The organism is Paenibacillus sp. FSL K6-2859 (genome assembly GCF_038008265.1).
GTDB classification, from domain to species: Bacteria; Bacillota; Bacilli; order Paenibacillales; family Paenibacillaceae; genus Paenibacillus_AQ; species Paenibacillus_AQ nitricinens.
The window spans coordinates 620,912-643,715 of sequence record NZ_JBBOYU010000001.1 but is presented as its reverse complement, the minus strand read 5'-3'; the positions used below and the strand labels follow the sequence as shown (position 1 = coordinate 643,715).

At 44.0% G+C, this 22,804-nt stretch carries 24 protein-coding genes; 3 read left to right on the top strand and 21 right to left on the bottom strand.

The window, feature by feature from the left end; all coding sequences use genetic code 11:
* Positions 1-168: 168 nt before the first annotated feature.
* The 7 genes from MHB64_RS02870 to MHB64_RS02840 all read right to left on the bottom strand — a co-directional run bounded on the left by MHB64_RS02870 (position 169) and on the right by MHB64_RS02840 (position 6,688).
* Positions 169-714, bottom strand: coding sequence for a DUF1697 domain-containing protein (locus MHB64_RS02870; protein ID WP_094878267.1), 546 nt, complete (start codon positions 712-714; stop codon positions 169-171).
* 26 nt (positions 715-740) lie between these two features.
* The gene (locus MHB64_RS02865) at positions 741-1,559 is read right to left on the bottom strand and encodes a phosphotransferase family protein (protein ID WP_341133670.1); all 819 of its coding nucleotides are present in this window, start codon (positions 1,557-1,559) and stop codon (positions 741-743) included.
* Positions 1,560-1,573: 14 nt separating this feature from the next.
* Entirely contained in the window at positions 1,574-1,870 is a 297-nt protein-coding gene (locus MHB64_RS02860) for an antibiotic biosynthesis monooxygenase family protein (RefSeq protein ID WP_094878265.1), read from the bottom strand.
* A gap of 19 nt (positions 1,871-1,889) precedes the next feature.
* The gene (locus MHB64_RS02855; protein ID WP_094873581.1) at positions 1,890-2,516 is read right to left on the bottom strand and encodes a hypothetical protein; all 627 of its coding nucleotides are present in this window, start codon (positions 2,514-2,516) and stop codon (positions 1,890-1,892) included.
* Positions 2,517-2,640: 124 nt separating this feature from the next.
* The gene (locus MHB64_RS02850) at positions 2,641-3,729 is read right to left on the bottom strand and encodes a GerAB/ArcD/ProY family transporter (RefSeq protein WP_341133669.1); all 1,089 of its coding nucleotides are present in this window, start codon (positions 3,727-3,729) and stop codon (positions 2,641-2,643) included.
* Positions 3,730-3,968: 239 nt separating this feature from the next.
* Positions 3,969-5,123 (bottom strand): Ger(x)C family spore germination protein, encoded by a 1,155-nt coding sequence (locus MHB64_RS02845; RefSeq protein ID WP_094873576.1) that lies wholly within the window; start codon positions 5,121-5,123, stop codon positions 3,969-3,971.
* Positions 5,120-6,688 carry a spore germination protein gene (locus MHB64_RS02840; protein ID WP_341133668.1) on the bottom strand — a complete coding sequence of 523 codons (1,569 nt, stop codon included), beginning with the start codon at positions 6,686-6,688 and terminating at the stop codon, positions 5,120-5,122. Before MHB64_RS02840 ends, MHB64_RS02845 begins: the two co-directional genes overlap by 4 nt.
* A gap of 202 nt (positions 6,689-6,890) precedes the next feature.
* Here MHB64_RS02840 and MHB64_RS02835 point away from each other — a divergent pair, with 202 nt between their 5' ends.
* Positions 6,891-7,208: an MGMT family protein gene (locus MHB64_RS02835; protein WP_042184593.1), complete on the top strand. Its 318-nt coding sequence runs from the start codon at positions 6,891-6,893 to the stop codon at positions 7,206-7,208.
* Here the strand turns inward: MHB64_RS02835 and MHB64_RS02830 are convergent.
* The 8 genes from MHB64_RS02830 to MHB64_RS02795 all read right to left on the bottom strand — a co-directional run bounded on the left by MHB64_RS02830 (position 7,205) and on the right by MHB64_RS02795 (position 13,984).
* Positions 7,205-7,906 carry a DUF1361 domain-containing protein gene (locus MHB64_RS02830; protein ID WP_094873572.1) on the bottom strand — a complete coding sequence of 234 codons (702 nt, stop codon included), beginning with the start codon at positions 7,904-7,906 and terminating at the stop codon, positions 7,205-7,207. The two genes, MHB64_RS02835 and MHB64_RS02830, sit on opposite strands and share 4 nt — an antisense overlap.
* A gap of 186 nt (positions 7,907-8,092) precedes the next feature.
* Complete coding sequence (locus MHB64_RS02825; RefSeq protein ID WP_341133667.1) at positions 8,093-9,871, bottom strand: SulP family inorganic anion transporter; 1,779 nt, start codon at positions 9,869-9,871, stop codon at positions 8,093-8,095.
* A gap of 99 nt (positions 9,872-9,970) precedes the next feature.
* Positions 9,971-10,297, bottom strand: a complete 327-nt coding sequence (locus tag MHB64_RS02820) for an ArsR/SmtB family transcription factor (protein WP_042123860.1) — start codon at positions 10,295-10,297, stop codon at positions 9,971-9,973.
* A 73-nt stretch (positions 10,298-10,370) separates the two neighbouring features.
* Positions 10,371-10,748, bottom strand: a complete 378-nt coding sequence (locus tag MHB64_RS02815; RefSeq protein ID WP_341133666.1) for a hypothetical protein — start codon at positions 10,746-10,748, stop codon at positions 10,371-10,373.
* Positions 10,749-10,809: 61 nt separating this feature from the next.
* Positions 10,810-12,378 (bottom strand): phospholipase D-like domain-containing protein, encoded by a 1,569-nt coding sequence (locus MHB64_RS02810; RefSeq protein ID WP_341133665.1) that lies wholly within the window; start codon positions 12,376-12,378, stop codon positions 10,810-10,812.
* Between the two features lie 172 nt (positions 12,379-12,550).
* Positions 12,551-12,844, bottom strand: a complete 294-nt coding sequence (locus MHB64_RS02805) for a putative quinol monooxygenase (protein WP_094873564.1) — start codon at positions 12,842-12,844, stop codon at positions 12,551-12,553.
* 27 nt (positions 12,845-12,871) lie between these two features.
* On the bottom strand, positions 12,872-13,513 hold the full coding sequence (locus tag MHB64_RS02800; protein WP_341133664.1) for a nitroreductase family protein: 642 nt from the start codon (positions 13,511-13,513) through the stop codon (positions 12,872-12,874).
* A gap of 42 nt (positions 13,514-13,555) precedes the next feature.
* A complete protein-coding gene (locus tag MHB64_RS02795) occupies positions 13,556-13,984 on the bottom strand; it encodes a MarR family winged helix-turn-helix transcriptional regulator (protein ID WP_094873560.1) in 429 nt (142 codons plus the stop codon).
* A gap of 163 nt (positions 13,985-14,147) precedes the next feature.
* On the opposite strand from MHB64_RS02795, the gene MHB64_RS02790 reads away from it, so the two are divergent.
* Complete coding sequence (locus MHB64_RS02790; RefSeq protein WP_341133663.1) at positions 14,148-14,927, top strand: carbon-nitrogen family hydrolase; 780 nt, start codon at positions 14,148-14,150, stop codon at positions 14,925-14,927.
* Between the two features lie 71 nt (positions 14,928-14,998).
* Here the strand turns inward: MHB64_RS02790 and MHB64_RS02785 are convergent, their stop codons facing one another.
* Entirely contained in the window at positions 14,999-15,928 is a 930-nt protein-coding gene (locus tag MHB64_RS02785) for a lipoate--protein ligase family protein (RefSeq protein ID WP_341133662.1), read from the bottom strand.
* Between the two features lie 178 nt (positions 15,929-16,106).
* Here MHB64_RS02785 and MHB64_RS02780 point away from each other — a divergent pair, with 178 nt between their 5' ends.
* Positions 16,107-16,991: a CHAD domain-containing protein gene (locus tag MHB64_RS02780; protein ID WP_094873554.1), complete on the top strand. Its 885-nt coding sequence runs from the start codon at positions 16,107-16,109 to the stop codon at positions 16,989-16,991.
* Between the two features lie 22 nt (positions 16,992-17,013).
* On the opposite strand, the gene MHB64_RS02775 is transcribed toward MHB64_RS02780, so the two are convergent.
* The 5 genes from MHB64_RS02775 to MHB64_RS02755 form a co-directional block, all read right to left on the bottom strand.
* Complete coding sequence (locus MHB64_RS02775; RefSeq protein ID WP_341133661.1) at positions 17,014-18,219, bottom strand: Ger(x)C family spore germination protein; 1,206 nt, start codon at positions 18,217-18,219, stop codon at positions 17,014-17,016.
* Positions 18,216-19,307 (bottom strand): GerAB/ArcD/ProY family transporter, encoded by a 1,092-nt coding sequence (locus MHB64_RS02770; RefSeq protein ID WP_094873550.1) that lies wholly within the window; start codon positions 19,305-19,307, stop codon positions 18,216-18,218. The genes MHB64_RS02775 and MHB64_RS02770 overlap by 4 nt, the downstream gene beginning before the upstream one ends.
* Positions 19,308-19,334: 27 nt before the next feature.
* On the bottom strand, positions 19,335-21,077 hold the full coding sequence (locus MHB64_RS02765; protein ID WP_341133660.1) for a spore germination protein: 1,743 nt from the start codon (positions 21,075-21,077) through the stop codon (positions 19,335-19,337).
* Positions 21,078-21,287: 210 nt separating this feature from the next.
* Positions 21,288-21,725 carry a carboxymuconolactone decarboxylase family protein gene (locus MHB64_RS02760; RefSeq protein WP_094873548.1) on the bottom strand — a complete coding sequence of 146 codons (438 nt, stop codon included), beginning with the start codon at positions 21,723-21,725 and terminating at the stop codon, positions 21,288-21,290.
* 85 nt (positions 21,726-21,810) lie between these two features.
* Positions 21,811-22,719, bottom strand: a complete 909-nt coding sequence (locus MHB64_RS02755) for an RNA polymerase sigma-70 factor (RefSeq protein ID WP_341133659.1) — start codon at positions 22,717-22,719, stop codon at positions 21,811-21,813.
* Positions 22,720-22,804 lie beyond the last annotated feature (85 nt).

Genomic DNA, 22,804 nt, shown 5'->3' with positions numbered 1-22,804 from the left:
TCTGTATTCCGGCAGTTCTGTGCCCCCGGTTCAATCTTTCTGTAGGTGTATTATTTCACCCTTACCTTAACTCTCAATGAGTCCAAGCTGAATGTTTGCTGAATATACAAGGCCCCCAGAACGCAAAAAAGACCCCACAATGTGGAGCCTTTCTGTTTTTAAAATTGACTATTCCATCCTGCCCATAGCAACGAGCTTATTCACTGTATTCCAGTTACGTGCTGTAACAGACATACCTAATATTTTGTCAAAAGAAACCTTAAAAAGCGGCGATTGGCTCACGCTGATCTCATATAACACGTACATCTCTCTGCCGGCAAAACGCAGTTTATCCGGTCCTTCCTCATAAATACGCAGCTTATCTAGTGCTTCAGCTGAAGGCACTGCTGGCAGAAAAGAAACATACCATCTTTTGAACGCCTCTGGGTCGGTCAGCTGAAAGGGATTATTAGTGATTACTTCCTCCATCTCAGCCAGTGTACGAATCATAACAGAGACCTCAAAACCAAAAACCTCATGAATCTGGCGTTCAATGACTCCGCTAAGGAGACTCTCCGATTCCTCATCACTTTCAAACACTACATTGCCGCTCTGAATATACGTTCGTACATTGTGAAAACCAAGGGACTGCAACATTGTCTTCAGATCCTGCATCTTAATGATTTTGTGGCCGCCGACGTTAATGCCACGCAGCAGCGCAATATAGATAGTCATGGAGCACACTCCGTTTCTAGTCAGGATCAAGGTAGTCCCACGGTTAAGGTCTGCAGACGTTTACGCACTTCTTTTACCAGAAGCTCCTTCTCCGGTGGCGGAAGTCCTTCCACCAGACGCGCGGCAGCGATTGGCAAAATCCAGCGGTCTATGTCCTCATAGGCGAGACCTGATAAACTGAGATACTCCCGAATGTATCCCTTGGTTAATTTCTTTCTAATAAAACCTATCATCATTCTCGATAAGGCAGAGGCTCCAGGAGGCATGGCTCCCATACTGAACATCACTACAGATCGAGCAGCATCGGCCGCTGGTTCTCCCGCCACACCTGTCATCCAGTCGATTACCCAGAGCTGGTCATCCATAAGCACATTGTCAGGATGGAAATCTCCATGACATAAATGGGTTCCTTGTGGTAACTTCTCCAGATAGCTCAGGATGGCTGACTTCTCATCTTCACTAAGCATTGGAGCCCCCATAATATTCCACTTCAACATATCCTTCTGCTGTCCAATTTCTTCTGTAGGTTCAAGCTTATGCAAATCACAGTGAAGTCCCGCCATCATTCTGGCATAATGGGTAACTTTCCAAGGCTTCTCACCCATCACTTTTAGCAGGGAGGGACCTTGAATTTGTTGAAAAACGATTCCTTGTCGACTCTGTTCAGAAATTAGTTCAAAGGGCTGCGGTGTCCGGACGCCCTGCGAGTGCACAAACTGGCTGATCTTATATTCTCGGCTAATATTCTGCTCTGAAACATCCGCCAGGTACAATTTAAGAATCCTCTGATCATCATGCTGCCAGATCTCCGCTGTTCTGCCTTTCCCAACAAGCTTCGCCTTCATTCAGCAGCCTCCATTTAGTCCAGATTAATGCGGGTAAAATGCTCAACAACCGGAAATGGATCGTAGTAATGGTGAAGCAGCGCCTTCCATTCCTGATACTGGCTGGATTCTCTGAATCCTATGGTGTGATCTTCAAGCGTTCTCCACTTCACAAGCAGAAGATATTTATGATCATCCTCCAAGCAATGCTGCAATTCATGCCCTATGTAGCCTTCGATCGAAGAAATTAAGCTTGAGGCCTCCTTGAAGCTTTTTTCAAATTCAGTAGTAAAACCAGACTTCACTTGCAGCATCGCAGCTTCCAAAATCATAATCAGCATCCTCCAAAGGTTATGTATTTAAAGCATCACGGAAAAATTCATGATAAAAATTAATAATAACAAGCAGAATGGCTAGTGACTCGTTGACCTGCTCTACCTCAAGGCTATGATTAGCATCATCGATTCTATACACTTTTAAATGATGAAGCCCACTAATTTCACCAGATAGCTGTTCGCTAAATAAAGGGTCGCTTCCGCCATAAATTACAGTCCCACGACTCTGCTGTATCAAAGGGATCGCCTCAGGTAATGGTGTTATATATAGATGAGACGTCTTTTTCTGTATTTCCAGCTCTTCTGCAATTCTCCCTGCTATGACCGAACCCACGCTTTTGCTAATGAATAGAATCTTTTTGTAATCAGGAAGAGATGCAATGGCCGCCTTACATTCCTGAATGAGAATAATCATTTCATCACGCTTAAAACCTACTCTAGCACTCTGGTAGCCATATTCAAGCAGCAGAACATCGCAATTATGTTCCCGAGCAGCTTTGGCCGCATAATCTAGCAGAGGGCGTTCAGCCGAGTAATTTTTACCTGGAAAAATAACAGCCAGTGTCTTAGATCCTTGAGTAATATATTTATGTCTAACCTCTCTACCCCAATAAGAGGACATAATGATGTTGCTGACGTTCATACCTGTTTCCCTCTTTTCTAAAACAACCATTCTATATATCTATCATTATAGCTAACTTATGTTTAGTTTTAAAATCAAAGAATTCCTAATCTTTACTAGAGATCAGGAATGTTCGAAAGTAGGTCTATTGCTGTGATGCCACCTGCTTATGTTTACTTTTACTAACCTTAATTTCAGCACAAATCCACAATATCAACGGAATAATCACCTGAAAAGGAAGCGCATATATTGGATAAATAGTATAGGCAAAATGCTGCATCTCCATAATATCCTTGAAGATAAACCGAGAGAAATAAACCATAATCAATCCCAGCTGAAGCACAACGGATCGGTAGCTCTTCAGTTTGAATAACTTAGCTACTCCAACACTAGCCACATATAAACATAAGCTGGCCTTTATGAATATGGTGATTACAAATCCAAGTGCGGATGATGCCTCCATTCGGGTCAAAAAATCCCCGATATTAATCCGACTAACTGCTACATAAGAGGGAAAGTATAAGCTTTGAACAATATCAGGATTGAGAATCAGCAAATTCCGCAGTGAAACGAGTAAAATCACTCCACCAGAAATCAGTAATCCGCTTAGCAGAATCTTTTTGGCTGAGTCTTTTGCCGGTAAATGACTAAATACTCCCATAAAAAGAACAATTTCAGCAAAAGGAAACGTAAATGATCCAAATGTATCTGCAAATATCGGTGACCATCCACTGTCAAGAAAAGGCTTCAAAGGAATCGCTAAGATTTCAATAAACAGCACCTCAGCTAAAAGCAGCAGTAGAAATAGTTTAGCACATCGTCCAATCACCTCAATTCCTGCCTTAACCACCCAGATACATAACAGTCCAATACATAACATGGGTGCAATCATAGGGGTCTCAGTCAAAGCCACTGTTTTACTAAATTCCCCAAAATTCCTTAGAACGAGGGCCCCCATATGCAGCGCGTACCATATATACATACAAGAAACTACTCTTCCAAAGATAGATCCAAATACGGTGATCAAGATATCAAATAGATCCCTCGCCGGAAAAAGCACATGAAATCTCGCGTATATAAACAGCAGGGGAACCGTTAACGATATGGCAAAAAGTAGAGCAATCCAGCTACTGTTGCCCGATTTCCCCGGAAGTCCCATGAATAGTGAAGTCCCAATAATAAATAGAACAACAATACTTATAGAATGCCCTGCGGGTATGATCTCTTTTTTCATGCTTAAATCTCCTCTTAGACTTGTAACTAAAATAACTTGCTGATCCAGCTTACAATTAAAGGCGAAGGACTAGGAAGCTGCCATTTCATGGCCAATGCAAAAGCAATACAGAAAGAAAACAGACATAGTGTACAACACACATAAAAATCCCGTTTCATCCCTTGCTTTAATAGTCCGTAAGGATCCATCAATACAACAAAAAAGTAGATTAACACAACGATAACAGCCAATTTAATCACCTATTCTTGATGGATCTGGATAGATCTTGAGTTTTGAGCACTGCTCTCAATAATTACTGTTGAATTTACAACCACTTCTAGATCAGAGAATTCCCGCTCCCAATCTTTATCTAGCTCGGTCCAGGTCTTAGGCATATTCTCAAAGATAATCTCTCCGAATCCAAAAATATCGGAATGATAATCCTGCTGTACCTTTTTAATTACAGAGAGAATATTCTTCTGTAATTCCTTAGCGGCACGCTTTTCTATAACATTCTTACTATTCAGACTAGTGAATCCTTCAGTAGTCATTACCTCATCAAGCCCGGTATGTGTGAACGTATTTATCTGTAATTGGAGCTTACCGTTTACCCAAACAGGCTTTACTTTTGTTTTATTAGAGAAAATTTCAAGTGTAAAGTCGGGGGTTCCCTCTTCGTTATTCACGGTTAACACCCCTCCCTTAATATTATCTTTAACAAACAACATATACTTGGTCTCTTCGCCACTCAGCTTGCCAATCATTTTGTCCATTTTGAAAATAGCTGTTCCACTAACACGCGGATTCTTCTGACCATTCTTTTCGTGAATATAAATAAGAGGAGCTATAGCACAATCCCCCGGCGTTTCAAGCTTTTCAATGAAGTCCCAAATTTCCACAACCGGAGCCGTACTCACATTTTGTTCAATTGCCATCTGCTGAGCAAGACCATAAGACATAATAGTTTCTGTTGAGCTGTTCAAATTAATTACTTCCTGAGCCGTCTTCTCTTTAGAAACAAACACATATACATCCGACCGAGTTTCTGTATCTCTGTTGTACCAATCAATCACCTTTACAACCCCTTCCTTCGCTACCTCCTCACTGATAATGATCGCCTTGGAATGGCTCCAGAATAATTTTTTTCCCGTGATTGAAATCATGCCTCGCACAATTTCAAACAACGTTTTACCTGAAAGACTAACCATTTTATATCCCGCTTGACTAGACTTCATCCCCTCTTTCGTATCCACGATTTCGACCGTTGCTAATAGCTTCCCGTCAGAATCTTTATCGATGCCAATGCCTGCTACAACCGCCCTGTCTTCAATTTCAGCGTAATCCCAACAGCCCAAGATACTGACCAGAAGTAATAGCGATATACAAGCTAGCAACCCTTTTTTGATTTTTTTCATGACCGATTCCTTACTTTATTTGTCGCTTTTCTCTTTCGGTTACGGGCACCAATCATCGCTGGACGCAGATACATATGCCACCACGGCGCCCTTATAGCTGTATCCTTAATATCCTGCGGGCGAATAGAACCTACTCCAAGCATGTATTGAACTCCAAAGGAACGTAAACTCATCAAATGAATAACTAAACCGATCACGCCTAAAAAATACCCATATAACCCCAGGAAAAAGGTGGCGAACAGCAGCAGCGACCTTACTACGATTAAAGGACCCGTCAGCCTAGGGTTAAGCAAAGCCATAATTCCGGTTAAACCCACAACAATAATCATAGGCGCGCTAACTATCCTCGCTTCCACAGCCGCCTGACCCAACACTAGCGCACCTACGATACTAATCGCCTGTCCAATGTAGGTTGGTATTCGTTCTCCTGCCTCGCGCAGAATTTCAAATATCGTTAGCATGAACAAGACCTCCACTACAGTTGGAAAGGGAACGGCTACTCTCGATGTTGAAATACTAAGCAACAACATGGTAGGCAACATTTCCTGGCTGTAAGTAACCAAAGCCACGTACAAAGCAGGAATACTAATAGACAAGAAGGCTCCAAGTACCCTTATCATTCGGTTAAACGAACCAAAGTAATAGTTAATATAATAATCAGAACTGGCCTGAAAATTCTCCACAAACATATAGGGCACTGTCATTGCATAAGGACTGCCTTCCATTAATAAGGCAACTCTACCCTCCATAATTTTGCTTACTACAGAATCAGGACGTTCTGTGCTTCCCGTCATTTCAAAGGGTGAAAAGGGTTCATCTCGAATAAGCTCCGAAAGAATAGACGTATCCAATACAACATCTATGTCTACCTGCTGAATTCGGTTCTGCAGCTCTTTAATAACCTCCGGTGAGGCCAAGCCTTCCATATAACAAATACAGGTTTGTGTTTTGGAGCGAGTCCCGACTTGACCATAAATCAACTTTAAGTCCGGACTCTGCACTCTTCGCCGAATGAGCGTCAAGTTCACAAGCAGCGACTCTGTAAAACCTTCTCGTGGACCCTTGACACTTTTTTCCGTCACAGGCTCCGCGATGGCCTTCGTTTCCCACCCCTGCGCACTAATGTTAAGCGCACCAGCAAAGCCATCCAGCAGAAATAATGTTTTTCCAGCTACGACCGCGCTAACCATCTCATCCAAACTCGTAGAGCAAACCACATCGCTAATGTTAATTACCAGCGTCCGAATTTTCTCCATCATTTCGGCTGTATTCCCGCTATCCATTGCCGTAAAATCAAAATCCATTAGAGGCTTTATCACCCCGTACTGGATCATTTCCCTGTCTACCATTCCGTCTACATAGACTAATCCGCAGCGGATGCCGTCACTATGGATATTATTTAGCACCCTTATCCTAAGTGTTCCATCATCCTTGAATATTTGCCGAAACAGATTCATCATTTCATCTAGTGACGTACTCGGAGTCTGCTCAGAGGTCGTATTTTGTTGAGAATCTTTGCGGTTACCATCTGCTGCCTTTTTCTCCACAGTAGTCACTCCTGTCACAATAGTTTCCTAGAAATTATCCCCCATCTCACTAAATACTATCCGCCAAAATTATACTGAAAAGGGATCAACTTCTTTGCAAAGGAGAGTAAATTCCATCCGTTAAAATAAAAAAAGCCGCTTTATCAGCGGCATGTTGAATGTTTATGATTGTAGGGGTCATCTGGTATAATTTGATGAAAATAAGAGATAGGAGCTCCCTATGACACCATTTACAGAACAAGTGATTCGTATCATTCAATCTATACCTGAAGGAAAAGTGATGACTTACGGAGGCGTTGCTCGTGCGGCAGGAAGCCCAAGAGGCGCAAGGCAGGTGGTTCGTATCCTCCACTCCATGAGTAGAAAATATAAACTTCCCTGGCATCGGGTTATCAACGCCAAAGGAATGATCGCCTTGACTGAAGATGAATCCAACTCCCTCCAGAAGCTTTATTTGCAGGAGGAAGGGATTATTTTTAATGAAAAAGGTGTGGTAGATCTGAAGCAATACCAATTTGATCCGGAATTTATGGATTAACCACGTATGCGCTTGGCGTTCCTTCCTTTTTCACTGGTTCCAAGACCATTTAGCAAACAGTACATCGTAGCGTATATAACCAGCAATACGAACGCAATGAACAAGCTAAAAAATACCGACTGTCGATTCAAGCTGTCCATAACCAGTTGGTACAACTGATGCCGGTCCGTCAGTACGTCCCAGCTATTCAGCCTGTAGACTCTGCCAAGCAGGACCCCATACCCCCCAAGTACACATGCTGCGAGTACGAATATCCAAGAGAAGAGCAGGCTGCTTTTGCGGTAAACAACCGTCTGAAACTGGTATAAAGAGAAGAATCCAGTCAACCAGCCGCTCCAAGTGAACAATAAGAGGGTAGTCAGATCATACCAATACCGATTCTGAATGGTGCCATCCACGATATATCTGCTTTTTCTTATCGTTAGATGCACCAGATCCGTCATGAGATAAGGCGCGTTCGGAAAGAACAGCAGCCAAGCGATGCCTAGCGGAACAAGCAGCAAGCCACCTATCTTCCTTTTATCCAGTTCATAAGCAGCCATAGAGAACAGGAACGGAATCCAAGCCAGGAATAAATTCCAGAGTAAAAATGCATAAAACGAATCCGTCTGTAGTGACACTACACGATATACGGCCAATGTCGCCACAGACAGACCTGCCAAGAGCATAAACACCTTCGGATAATTCAATTCCTTCATGAGCTTATATTCTCCTTATCGAGATAGTTTACATTTAACTTATACCCAATTGTACAAATTTGGCATTCTCAAGTCCAATCTGCGGGAAATATAAGGCTAATGTATAGTGTGAAACTTATACTTTCTTATATTTAAATAGAAAAAACCGGACGCAGAAACGTCCGGGCTGACTCTTATCTATTTAACTCAAAGACCACTATTTAGTTCAGGTGCAATTACAGGATTCTTACGCCCTTTCAGACCGTGCATACTTCCCGCCTCTTCCAGGCTGGAGAACGCTGTACACTCCCTAAAAGCGGCATGGCTACATCCAATACACTTGCTGTAATCGATGCTGTTAAGTGCGTCATTAATTGCTTCCCCGGTGCGCGGATAAAACTGAGCCTCTCCTATGGTACTATACAGTCCAGTTCTCTTGAGTAGCTCAAGCGGCTGTGGCTGAATACCTGAGATCATAAGCTTCCCTCCAACGGCTTGTAAATGCCGCACCAGCTCTGCTAAATTGGATTCTCCGGTAGTATCCATGAAGGGTACTTTTCCCATCCGCATTAATATAATTCTAGGCTGATCTGAACCATAGCTTGGCATAGTGTCATCGAATCGATAAGCAGCGCCAAAAAAGAGCGGACCTTCTACCGTGTAAATTCCAATTTGCGGACAATCATGACTCTCCGTAACCATATGTGCCTCTACCTTAACGGACTTCGGATCAGGCAGTACCTTGGCTACCAAATGAACCTCTCCCATTCGTTTCACAAACAGAATAACCGCAAGAATTAACCCCACCTCTACAGCCAGCGTTAAATCTGCAAATATCGTTAACAAGAAGGTGATGAATAACACCAAGGAATCACCGGTCTTGATCTTAAGCAGATGAAGGAACTCTTTGCGCTCACTCATATTCCAAGCTACTACCATTAAGATAGGTGCCATCGCAGCTAAAGGAATACTGGAAGCATAGGGTGCGAGCAACAGGAGAATTAGAAACACCACAACACCGTGAACGATCCCCGAGATCGGAGAAACAGCGCCACTCTTGATGTTCGTCGCTGTTCTAGCAATTGCTCCTGTCGCTGGTATGCCTCCGAACAAGGGAGCAGCAATATTAGCGATTCCCTGACCGATCAACTCTCGGTTACTATTATGGCGGCTACCTGTCATTCCATCCGCTACAACAGCGGATAACAATGACTCAATAGCACCTAGCATTGCAATGATAAATGCCGGACGAATGAGCAGGGTAATTCGTTCCCAAGTAATGTCCGGAAATCGAAAGCTTGGTAAGGTATTAGGGATATCTCCGTAAGCAGAGCCAATCGTAGTCACTTTACCGCTAAAGAATAACGCAGCAATCACAGTCGCGCACAGAAGACCTACCAATGATCCAGGCACCTTCGGCGCGAATCGAATCGCTAGGATAACGACGGCAAGACAAATCACGGCGGTCAGGATACTGTATCCATTCATCGTCGATAGATGAATCCCTATTTCTTTCATGTTATTTACAAAGCTCTCATGCCGTTCTATATTCCTTAATCCAAGGAAATTTGCAATCTGCCCGGTGAAGATAATGACCGCTATCCCTGCTGTGAAACCAATCGTTACTGGCCTCGGAATAAACTTAATCAATACACCCAGCTTTAATAATCCCATGAGAACTAGAATAACCCCTGCCATCATCCCAGCAATAAGCAAGTTCTCATAGCCATACTCCATCGCAATGGCAAACAAGATAGGAATAAAAGCACCTGTCGGTCCACCAATCTGAAATTTTGATCCTCCGAACAATGAAATACATATTCCGGCAACGATTGTCGTGTAAATGCCATACTCGGGTTTCACTCCGGATGCAATAGCAAATGCCATCCCCAAAGGAATGGCAATCACACCAACGATTGTTCCCGAAATCAAATCCTTACGAAATGCATTCATGTTGTAGCCTTTATATCGGCCCCACCCTGTCATGATCAAACCTTCTTTTCTTTAAATATCTGATTATTTGAATATAAGAAGAACATTACTCTAGGACGCAACTGTTGTCAACGCCAAAATAATGTTATTCCTTTATTCTCCGCGCATACCTTCGAGCAATGAAATGGTATTCACCAGATGGTTATCAAATATTTGTTTAGCTACGACCAGAAGATCTTTAATCAGAGGATCACGTAACGAATAGATCACAGTGGTACCTTCTTTTACACTGGCTACTACATTCTTAGCGCGTAAAACAGCTAACTGCTGGGATACTGCAGAACCTTCCGATCCTAGAATGGCTTGTAGCTCATTCACATTCTTCTCACCTTCGCTGAGCAGTTCCAGTATACGAATTCGCATCGGATGAGCCAGCGCCTTGAAGAATTCGGTCTTAAATTGCTGAATTTCGGTGTTCATAGACTTCTACTCCTCATAGCTTACTTCTGAATCTAATGTTATCTTTGTATGTTATCTTAGTCCCTGATAAGCGTCAAATACTCAAGGGGTAGATGCTCACATTACGAACTTGCACTTCTACAAACACACCAAGCGCCATAGGCTCACCGAGACACTCGAACATTAGTAAACTTTCACCTGTTCGCAAAAATCCTGTCCCGTCTTCTTCAATATTCTCCAGCACACCGGTAAAAACAACCTTATCTCCCTCTAACCTAATATTGAACTCACTAGCAGGTACAGGCAGAATATCCACCCATCTCATCAGCAGCTCCGAAAGCTCGAATTCCACATCTGTTTCCGTATCTGGCTCCACAGGAGCACCGCACCAGATCCCCTTACCCTCGCCAAACTCCGTGCGAAAGAATACCTCGTCCTTTTTCAAGCCACTCTTTGTAATTTTAATTTTCATAGCTATTATTCCACCTTGATCATTTATAACGATCATTATACATGACAATGAACGGATATTATCAAGTGTAATTCTGGGTAACCTTGTTCAGATAAGTACTAGGATGCAGCCAAGGATGCTTAAAGAACTCATTTTTCTTCGTGATTCTCCGTGAGACACCCAGATCATAATCGATCATAGACTTTATCCGCGCTGCGAAGGCCTCCCCTTTCACCAGCATTCCCAGCTCAAAATCGTGGCAGGCGCTTCTCTCATTGATGTTGTAGGAGCCATGAAATACCGCCCGTGATCTATGGTCATAGGCTATTTTCCAATGTGAAAACCGGCCTGTGAAGCTGTAATCATAAAAGGAAACCCCATTGATAAACGGCTTATACATATTGCCTCGTACCGCCGCAGAATTGGTAGGATGATCATTAACCTTCAGCGGATTGCAGATGCTCAGATGACAGGAACAGTCTGGCCCCAGCTCCCCCAGCCGATCCCAGAACTCTTGATCAATCAAATAAGGATTTACAATCACAGTTTCCTCCGTCGCATAGGTAATTAAATTCAAGTAATATTGCTGAATGAAGTTAACTGGATTGCCCGGAAAGCTTGCAAACAGCGTACATTCTTCCTCTCCAAAATGATAATCTACATTCGGCTGGTAGAAGGCATCCTCCACGTCAAAATGATCACCTCCCAGAAGCAACCAACGGGAATGAAACTTAGCATTTAAAGACTGCGCCGCCGCGCCACGAATCCGGAAGCAGCCATCATGCCACTCCTCTTTTTTACTAGGAATCCCCTGCAGTTGTCCTTCTATACTGACCGCAGATGATGCCTGAACAGGCGTCATGTATGTGTACTGATCCCCAATGTTCAGACTGCCAATAATAGAGGTTACCCCATCAATGACCATAAACTTCCGATGATCAATGACATTCAGTCCAGTGATCTCTACGTCCTCTTGTACTTTATCCTGTAAGAACAGGATGCTTTCCGGTACACCTTGCTGCTCCAGCACCTTCCGCTTCACACGCCATTCTACGGCTGTATAATACGAATTGAAGGTATCCAGCAGTTTAGCTCCTGCATTCTCAAGCCTTTCAGAAATCTTGGAGAATTGGCCAAACGCCAGATTATTCTCATACCCTAATGCTGTCAGCGTGTAATTGACCATGATCCGTACCTTCACCCCCCGTTTAAGAGCGTGAAATAATTCATCTGCAACCAGATTGCCTGAACGGTCATTAAAGAAGAGCATCACTGACAGGTGAATATAATGCTGTGCCTTCTTTATTTCTTCTATGATCATCCCAAGGCACGCAGGTCCATTCACGTAAGGATCTACTTGGTTATTCCATGTGGTTTGCGGGGCTAGAACTGTTAGTTTGTCTGAATCAAGTCTGCCTAATGCTTCAGTAAGATGCCCCAGTAATCTTGGGCTAAAGCCAGGAACCTGGAATAGCTGTTGACCCTCGGTAATAACTCCGCCAATGGACTGACGATATGCTTTGGCCGCCTCTAAGTTGATCTCCTTTAGCGTACATTCCGCCTCTTCTCCAGCTTCGCCCAAAATCCGGACAAGTGAACCGCCTGATAAGTAATAGTTCAAGATGTCGATCATATTTTTCTGTATTTCCATATGTAAGATCCCCTATCTTTATTGTGAGTACACATGTATCAAGGTAAGGTTAGATACCCTTGAACTCCTCTTTATAAACGGGGAATATAAAAAACAGGAATGCCCGTAGCCATTATGGCTATGGAACATCCCTGTTTAAGATCAACCAGGATTTACTAAGAATCGAGATAACTTATTTCACTTGCTCTGCGCTAAACACTTTTACGTCTAGTGGTGCAGCCAAGAATTCACCAGCTTTAGCTGAGAACGCTGTAAAATGAGGGCTCGTGTTGTGGCTGGATACGGCCTCAGCGTCGCGCCAAGTCTCCACCATAATAAATGAGTTTGCTTCTCCAGCATTCTCATACAGCTCGTAAGAGAGATTTCCTTCTTCAGTATGAGTAGCCGTGAGAAGTGTTTTAGACTCCGCCAAAAACTGCTCGCGACGTTCCGGATTTACTTTAAGCACAGCATGAATAATGATCATTGTATTTTCCTCCTAAGGTGTAATTTATTATTTCCACTCAGCAATCTTATCAATAGGCAAACGGACAGATGGATAGCCTGCATCAACAGCCTTACCGATGGAAAGCAGCATTACAGGAACATAGCGGTCTTTCTCCATGCCAAACGCTTCTGCGATTTGACCTTTTTCATAACCGCCAATTGGGTTTGTATCGTAACCATGTGCACGGGCAACCAGCATCAACTGCATCGCAACAAGAGCACCATCGATGAGCACAGTGTCTTTGTTAACTTCATGTGGCAGGGTGGCAAAGTGAGCAGATAATCTAGTCAATTGGTTTTCTTTTACTTCAGCAGGCATTAGTCCACGTTCAACAGCTGTGCCATAAATCTCCTCTGCATAGTCGAAATTGTTCAAATCACCGAAGATGGCAATCATAGCGGCAGAGGTTTCAACTTGTACACCATTAAAGCGAGCAAGAGGCGCTAGTGTAGCTTTAGCTTCATCACTTTCGATGACAAGAAAACGCCAAGGCTGCATGTTCACTGAGGAAGGTGCAAGCGTAGCTTCGGTAAGAATCTGTGTCATCTCTTCTTTGCTGATCTTAACGGATGGATCATATTTGCGGATAGAGCGGCGACCCGTAATAATTTCTTTAAAATCATTGGTTTGTGTTTGTGTAGCGTTCATATGTGTATTTCTCCTTTGAATGTGTAATTTGGGTAGTTACAGTTACAACAGATTGATATTAGATTGCAGGCGATTAAGCATATCTATGAGCACTTTTCGCTCCTGATCGTTAAATCCAGTTAGCAGAGTAGCGACAAATCGCCTCTTCTCTTCGCTATATTGAATCATTCTTTCCCGCCCTTGATCCGTCAGTGAGACCAATGTAACCCTGTTATCTGCGGGGTTGTTGCGGCGAGTGATCGTACCACTCTCTTCCATTCCTTTCAAGTGCCGGGTAACGGCGGCCGCATCTATATCCATGCCCTTTTGCAGCGTAATTTGGCTGACTTCATCTACTTGGAATAATTCATGCAGGAGGCGAAGCCGTGTGGGACTAATCCCAGCACATCGTTCGAATTTCGGACAGATTCCCTTGTTTAATGCCTGCAGCAGCTCAAATATGCGGTCTTCCTCAGGATAGTGCTCCGTCAAAATATACCTCCTTCTTTAATTTGATTGCATACAATTGTTTTGTATAAAATTATACTAACTGATAATCATTGACCCGTCAACTAATATATCAAATCATTTTTTACAAATCAACATTGCTTATCCTCTTATGGTGCTATAGTCTTGAACAAAAAGGAGGCATCCTATGAGAATCTCCCTGATTCAGCTGGATATAGCATTTGGCAATCCCGATGTGAATTATGCTGCTGCAGCAAATAAAATTAGTGAAGCTGCCGCCACAGCCCCCGACTGTCTTATTCTCCCTGAGCTTTGGACCACTGGCTATGATCTGGCCCGACTAGAAGATATTGGCGATCCAGAAGGAGAAATCACCAAGGAATTCATCTCCGGCTTATCCAGACAATACAACGTCAATATCGTCGCTGGTTCAGTCGCTAGCAGGAACGCCTCCGGTGTAACTAATCGTATGTTTGTATTTAATCGATCTGGAGAACTCGTTGGCGAATACAGTAAGCTGCATTTATTTCAGCTAATGGATGAACATCTATATTTGCAGCCGGGAGAAGATAGGGGTCTCTTCACATTGGAGGGCACATTATGTGCCGGATTGATCTGTTATGATATCCGATTTCCAGAATGGGTTCGCGCTCATACCGCACAAGGTGCAGAAATCTTGTTTGTTAGTGCAGAATGGCCATTATCCAGGCTATCACATTGGCATGCACTACTGATCAGCCGAGCAATTGAGAACCAATGTTATGTAGTAGCCTGCAACCGTGCAGGAAGCGACCCTTACAACACCTTTGCTGGGCATTCTATGATAATTGATCCTTGGGGAGATATTTTATGTGAAGCTGCTGAAGGGGAAAAAATCCTAACGGGGGATATCGATTTACATATGGTGCGTGAAATTCGAGCACAAATCCCTATTTTTGCAGACAGACGTCCCGACTTATATGATTAAAAAGGACGTAACAGATGCTGGCCTCTCGCCAGCTTTCTGTTACGTCCTTTTTAACGATGCTCAATATCCATTTATCCTTGGGCATAACGTTCATGCAGGACTCGCGCAGCATCCAGAACACGCCGATCTTCATAGTCCAAGAAATATCCCGTCTCCTGCTGTAGCCTGTCAGAGGATTTAAGCACCACTCCACGGTGGGCTAATGCTTGTCTAATGCCTTCGGCAAATACTTCAGTAGCATTCGGTCCACCTAGTTCACCAAGCCCAGCGATCGTCTCTGGACGAACCCGTGGATAAGATAATGCTGAGTCTCCTCCTGAGGCTTGCTCATAGAATTTATGAATGAGCTCACCACGTTCCTGTCCCGAACCCGAAACCACTACAAATGCATGCACGAAATAGGCATTATTTTGTCTGCGCTGAGCAATGCCGCAAAATTTTCGCCCACCGATCGCCAAATCGAAGTCCCCCGGGCAGTAAGAACCAACAATTTCACCAGCCTGAATTTGAGCAGCAGCCTGTGGATGACTCATAGCAACTGCCTCAGTGATCAGAGAAGCCAGAAGCCTAAAGTCATCATGAAAGTCCAGCTTTCCGCGTCCTTTGGGGAGCACTAGCGAAACATTAACAATTCCATCATCCAGAGGCACCGCAGCACCACCGGAATGTCTTACCGCTGTACGAATTCCTTGCTGCTCTAACTTAGCCATCGCTTGAGCCGCGTACGGAAGCTTGCTGTCCCGTAGGCCGAGCACCACACCCCCGGAATGACTCCATAGGTGCAGACTAGGAGGAACAAGTCCCGATCCGACATCCCTGCAAAGGGTCTCTTCAAAGGCGAACGGGATCAGCATCTCCCCGATGCCCCCTGCTTCCTCATCTATACTGTCACTCTTTAAGATTAGATGCTGGAAAAGTCCCATTTCTGCAGGAAGTCCGATGACTTCTTTACTTCTATCAACAGATCCATTGATCATTCCATCGTACTCCCGAGTATCCACCAATTCCCCTCTTTCCCGTATTATCTGTGATATTGTAATCGATCTGCCTCGCTAGTGCGAAATCAGAATTGAAATGAGGTTATGATAACGCTATCCTTATAGTATACGAACATGCCCCAGCTCGAATAGGGGGTAGCCTTAGGTTCATGCTATACACAACGTTAAGGAGTGATGCCGCATGACAGTGGAAGTGATGAAGGAACGACAGTTAACCAAGACAAGACAATGGGAACAGGCACTTAACCTGCTGTATATTGATTTCTGGGATTACTGCCATGATGCACTTAGCAAATTCGATGACGAGGATATTCATCAAGCAAGAGTGAACTGCCGCAAGCTGTTAACACTGCTATCCATTCTCGACCCTGGCCATACTCTAGGGCTATACCCCTTATTTGAAAAAGCCCAAAAGCGATTAGGCAAGGTCAGAGATGCAGACGTTCTGATCGAATCGTTCAAGACTAAACGCAAACACGCCAAGGAAAACGGCGATACAAAGACCGCAGAATTGTTGAAGGCAGTGATCGACCACCAAAAGGACAAGCGCAAAACTTATCGTAAGAAGCTGGCCGATGAGCTGCCTAAGCTAATCAATGAAGATCTGGATGAGAAGTGGAAAGTCTTCCTAAGTGAACAGCTTGAGGCCCTGGTAGCGAAAAAAGATGCCAATGTTGTCATGCGCGAACTAGAGGTAGCTTACGAGCAGAAGAAAAAAGCTTGCAAGGTTATATTTCGTGGACAAGATGCCGAATCTGAAGCAGCCTTCGACGCACTGCATGAGCTGAGGATGGCTGCTAAGGAACTGCGATATACGGCTAGTGCAGCCTCTTTTGCGTTAAATCAAAAATTTCATGCCCATGAGGAAATATATAAGCAGATCCAAGACCAGCTCGGGCTAATTAACGATAAACGCCTTTGGTTAGAAACACTAAATACTATTGGACGTGAAGAACTGGATATCGGCAAAAAAACATGGAATACCTTTACTGAACAATTAAAAACCGAAGTACTTGATGCGCTGCATCAAAATGATGTAATACCTGTCACCCATCACATGAAGTAGCTCTGAATTGTCTGCAACCTTTCTATTCAGCTGTTGTATCTGACGCACCGTATTCTTCAATATTCAGGTTTACTTCATAGGTAATCGGTATTTTGCTGAAGGTTTCGTCCCAGTTAGCCTTGACGCTCCGCCATACGGCTGGATGCTGATTATGTAGGCTGGTGCCGAAACCGGCAGCTTCGGTATGCAGTTCCTTCTGCATTTTTGTTACAGTAGTTTGCACCATTTCCAGGACACGCTTTTGCAGCAAGGCTTTATCCTTCTTTACAATTCCGTCATGTAATTTCTTTGGCTTTTCGGCAAAGACCTCAGCATATCTACCTGTAGATTTTATTTTCACATTAAAAGAAATCTGACCATTGTTCACATTCGCTTTGATTTTGCTATGCATGGATTTCACCTCATAGGTTAAGAGATTATTGTTATCCGGATCATACGTTTTAAGCACTCCTCCCAGCCCCTTTCCGGTCAGCCAGGCCATCCCCTCCAGCTCCGACTCATCCAAAAAGCCAACAAGTTTTCCCGTTCCGCCGTTGAATACACCCGCTCCTGATAGCTTTGTCTCCTGATCAATAGGGATAACATTTTGCAATAAGAAACTTTTCTTTGCTTGCAAAGGCCCAACTACTTTTGCCAGAGATACCGGCTCCCAAATTCCCATATTCCGGTCTCTGTTATTGAATATGCCTTCAAGTACAAAAGCAGGCGTCTGACCCGGCAGTGCATTTTCCAATACATCTTTGGCCATTCCTTTGCTGACAAATAACATAACACTCGGACGGATATCATTATCCCGAGTAAAGAAATCTATGATTTTAGTAAGGTTATTGGAACGAGCAAGCTTTTCACTGATTATAATGACCTTCAGATGATGGCCAATCGGAGTGCGTCTAGTACGCAGCGAAAGCTGCCGCATCGCTTCAAAGATAGAATCGCTGGTTTCACTCATATTATAGTAATTCTTAAAGGAGGATGAACTAGCAGAAGACTTCATGATCGCCCCTCCTGATCCTTGTGGAATCGTAAATTGATAGGTACTTATTATTTTTTCAGGCTTCTTATGATTTCCACCCTCCGGCTTAGCTGCCTCCTCGCCTCCTGGTTCCTCAGCACTGTCCAGTGCAACACCAATCTGCATGTTTAATTCCTCGATCGGTGTGCTGCTCCAGCAGCCTGATAACAGCGAACATGCGATAGAGAGTACAACCCACAACCTCCATTTTTTCATGAAGCAGCCCTCCGGAAGTATGTGATAATTAACAATGGCAACGGAAGCAATCCGAATAGAATAAGCATACAATCACCGATACCTGTTCCTAAAGCAAACAGAGCATTCACATTTGGTGGAATTCTAGAAATTACATAGACAACCGGAAGTATCGCCAACAAACAACCTTTAAAGTTTTTATGAATGACTTGAGACAACCCTAAAGACGCTGCATAAATGGCAATACAAAAGGTACAGAAGATCTGCATAATCCAGATCACCAACAACAACGACTCAAATCTTTCAAAAATGAGATAGTTCACCTCAAAACTTCTTACAAGATCGAGAAACGGCCAGGTTCTTGTGATCACTCCATCTATAGAAAAAGCCCCTATGGTCGCTACAACAGCTAGGGTATAAAATATCGTCGAGATACAGGTTCCAGCAATGATTACCTTTACTGCTTTTTGAGGTTTGTCCATAAAAGCAACAATGAACAGCATTGCTTCTCCAGCTGTAAAGGTTAGGATGGTTGGTCTGATCCCTTTCCACACAGGCTCCAATCCATCTCCAAGTATTGGTAGAAGGTTGTTGAGGTCAAAAACTTCAAAACTAAGCAGACAAACCCCAATAAATACTGTCCAGGTGATTGGAACAATGAGTCTGCACATACTAGTGATCGCATTAATTCCTCCTCTGCATAAATAGAAGGCAATCCACATAAAAGCAGCCACAATCGCCCAAGGAGGTGTACCTTCCAGTAGAAAAAAAGAGGTTACCTCCTGCACCGAACGTATCTCAAAGCCGGCGATACTGATAAAATAACCCACGACTCCTATAGTAAGAACTATTCCGAGTGGTTTGCCGATAATCTTCCCAATATATTGAAAAAAAGTTTGACCTGGAAACCGTTGACTAAGCTTCACAATAATCAATCCTGACAAAAAAGAGATTACTCCCCCTAACAAAATACTTATCCATACATCTGGACTGCCACTGGCCTCTACAATGGTCCGAGGAAGCGTAAGTACCCCTGCCGCAATCGTATAATTGGCTAGAATGATCGTCGCTTGAATAGCAGTTATTCGGTCCTTTACCTCGGCGCTCATGTACTCTTCCTCCTTTACCTAAACTTCTTACCCTTTACGCAAAGGGTCCTTTGGTTTCAACAATGTAGGCCGCCCGGTTAAAAATTGCAAAGGCATACGGAATATAAAATCTTTCCAATTGACTGTCTTATTCGGGACTGCCAGACCAAGATAGGGAACACCAAAACTCTTCAGCTTAATTAAATGACTACTAAGCAAAAGAAAAAAAAGTACAACACCGTATAATCCAAAGATCGCTGCAAAAAACATGGCTGCAAACCGGAGCATTCGAAGCGTCATCCCTGCACTATACATTGGCATAGAAAAGGACGAAACAGCCGTAACTGAAACTACAATGACTAAGATAGGACTCACAATTCCAGCTTCTACTGCGGCTTGTCCGATGATCAGACCGCCAACAATCCCCATTGCCGGACCGATAGGTTTAGGCAAACGAAGTCCAGCCTCCCGTAAGATTTCAATCGAAATTTCCATAATCAATGCTTCGATCAATACAGTGAAGGGAACGCCTTGCCTGGAGGCAATTATGGAAATGGCCAGCTTTGTTGGAATCAATCCAGGTTGGAACGAGAGAAAGGAGATATATAGTGCCGGCGCAAACAATGATATCGTTGCCGCAAAAAAACGTAACAGACGTAGCAGCGACCCTACCATCCAGCGATCGTTATAATCCTCTGGCGATTGCAGTAACATCCCGAAGGTAACCGGCATAATCAAGGCGAAGGGCGTACCATCAATTAAGATAGCTACTCTTCCTTCCAGGAGTGCTGCCATTACGCGGTCTGGTCTTTCTGTATTCTGAATCTGCTGGAAAGGACTGAAGCTATTGTCTTCGATTAATTGCTCCACATAACCAGATTCTTGAACATCGTCTATATCTATCGTTTTAATTCTTCGTTTGACCTCTTCTACAAGCTCATCATTCGCAATATCTTTGATATACGTTAGGATCAATTCCTTCTGCATTCTCTTTCCTACAGTAAAAGAAATCATCGCTAGCTCCGTACTCTGCCCGTGTCTACGCAGCATTGCCGTGTTGTCGCTTAATGTCTCATTAAATCCGCTTCGCGATCCCCGCAAGACTGCTTCAGATTCTGGCTCTTGAATCCCTCTAGTAGCCCCCTTTGGACTACTAAGCACAAAAACCTCTGATATCCCCTCTACGAGCAGTATGGCAGATCCAAATAACACTTTTTGAAGGGAGAGGTATACATTATCCGTGAGCTCAACTTCCGAAATGAGCAATATTTCATGGATGAGAATATCTTGTAGATCTTTCGCTTCCGGTATGGTATTCATATCCTTAAAAGGCTGATACGCATTCATTAACGGCTTTAATATATTCTGATCCATTTTGTCTTTGTCCGTTAGCCCGTCTACGTACAACAACGCTGCCTTTGTCTGTATGCTTCCGATTCGCAATTCCCTTATATTCACATCATGCATATCCGCACTGATCTCTTTGAATGTCTGCAAATCCTCGTTTAAATGACCACTGTAAGTTAATCTTTCACCCTTATCCTTAGTTACTTTATCTGTGCTTTGCTGCTCCTTAGACCCTTCTGAGATGCTTTTCCCTCTGGATGCTTCTCCATATGGAACTCCCCCACCTTTGCTGCCTATGGCTTTTTTAGCCCTGGTCGTTATTCGATCTTCTTTAGCTTTAGCCCAACTTATTGATCGAAGGATGATAAACGGGACGCAGAAGATCATAATCCCTTGGAAAACCACTTCCCAACTTGGAATTAATTCTATTACCTCATTCCACACCGCTAACACCTCCTTCGTAGCTGTGACCGTATTTTTTACCGAAGATGGATAATTCATGCATACAAAAAAGACCCCACAGTATGGGGTCTCCCTAAGTTAAACTTCATATGATCTTTAGAGCGTCATGAGATCATCTTCAGATCCCATAATTAACAAATTTCAGAGATGGTAAGGTGCTAGCCTTCGGCGTTCGGCTGACGTGATTAAAGTTTATTGCGGCAACATGCGAGTGGTGATCGCGATGCGATTCCATGCATTGATTGTAACAATTGCCATGATGATCTCGCCAAGTCGCTTAGTATCGAAATGGCGCTCCGCTTCCGAATAGACATCGTCCGGTACATGTCCTTGCGTCACGAGCGTAACCGATTCGGTCAGGGCAAGCACTGCGCGCTCCTCGTCGCTGTAGAACGGCGCTTCACGCCATGCGTTCAGCATGTAGATGCGCTGTTCCGACACGCCTGCCTTGCGGGCATCCTTCGTGTGCATATCTATACAGAAGGCGCAGCCGTTAATTTGTGACGCTCTGATTTTGATTAACTCCAATAACGACTTCTCCATGCCTGTCGATTGTACGAACGCTTCAAGACCCATCATTGCTTTGTATGCGGCTGGGATTTCACCGGCCAGATCCATTCTTTGTTCCATGGGGATAGCTCCTCTCCGGCTATAGACCGGTTATCTTTTGATTGTTTCACTAATAAGACAATGCAGAAGCTCCGTTTGTGACAGGTTACCCCATTCGTTGTAATTTATCGGGATTGAGTACGATATAAATATGCTCGATCCGCTCCCCGGCCGTATCAAGCTGGAAGCTTATCGCCTTAAGCGGCCGGCCATCCCGATAGATGACGATGCCCAGCTGGCCGTTAAGTAGCACCATCCTTTGCGAATCTCCGAGGAAGCCCTTCGTAATGACACCTTCAATGAAAGCTTGAACACGATCTCTGCCCGTGATGGTGAAGATCGCTGCGCGAACTTTACCACCGCCGTCCGACGTAAGCAGCGCGTCCTCGGCCAGCAGACTAACAAGCGCATCGACGTTGCCGCCTCGCGCAGCTGCAAGGAATGCTGTCGCTAGAGGTGTTGCCTGAGCCGTATTATCTGGTAGAACGGGCGATTGTTCATGCAGCTTATCATTAGCGCGGCTAAATATTTTTCGACAGTTGGCTTCTGATTTTCCTAATACATCGGCAATTTCGCTATATTCGAAAGCGAAGGATTGGCGCAAGATGAAGACGGCTCTCTCGACAGCCGATAAATGTTCCAGCATGACGAGCAGGGCGTAGGATACATTTTCATCGTGATCGAAGAGATCAGCAGGATTATCGCCGCTTCCATTCGTAAAGCTGACGAGCGGCTCCGGCAGCCATGTGCCGACATATTGCTCTCTCCTTATACGGGCGGATTGCATATAGTTGATGCAACGATTTGTAATCATACGGATTAAGTAAGCTTTCGGATGGGTGATATCTATTGTTTGTAGCTTGCTGTACTCGATGAATACGTCTTGAACGAGGTCCTCTGCATCTGCTATAGAGCCGGTCATACGGTAAGCGATTGCTTGCAGCAGAGAGTGATAGTTGGTATATGCGACCTGAAAATCCATACGGGCTACTCCTTCCAAAGCTGTGCCTTTCATACCGTCACGGCTCACCGCGGCGTCTACATCGTTCAGCGGATAATCAACAATATAGACGCTCTCCTAGGGCTTTACGTCTAGCCTA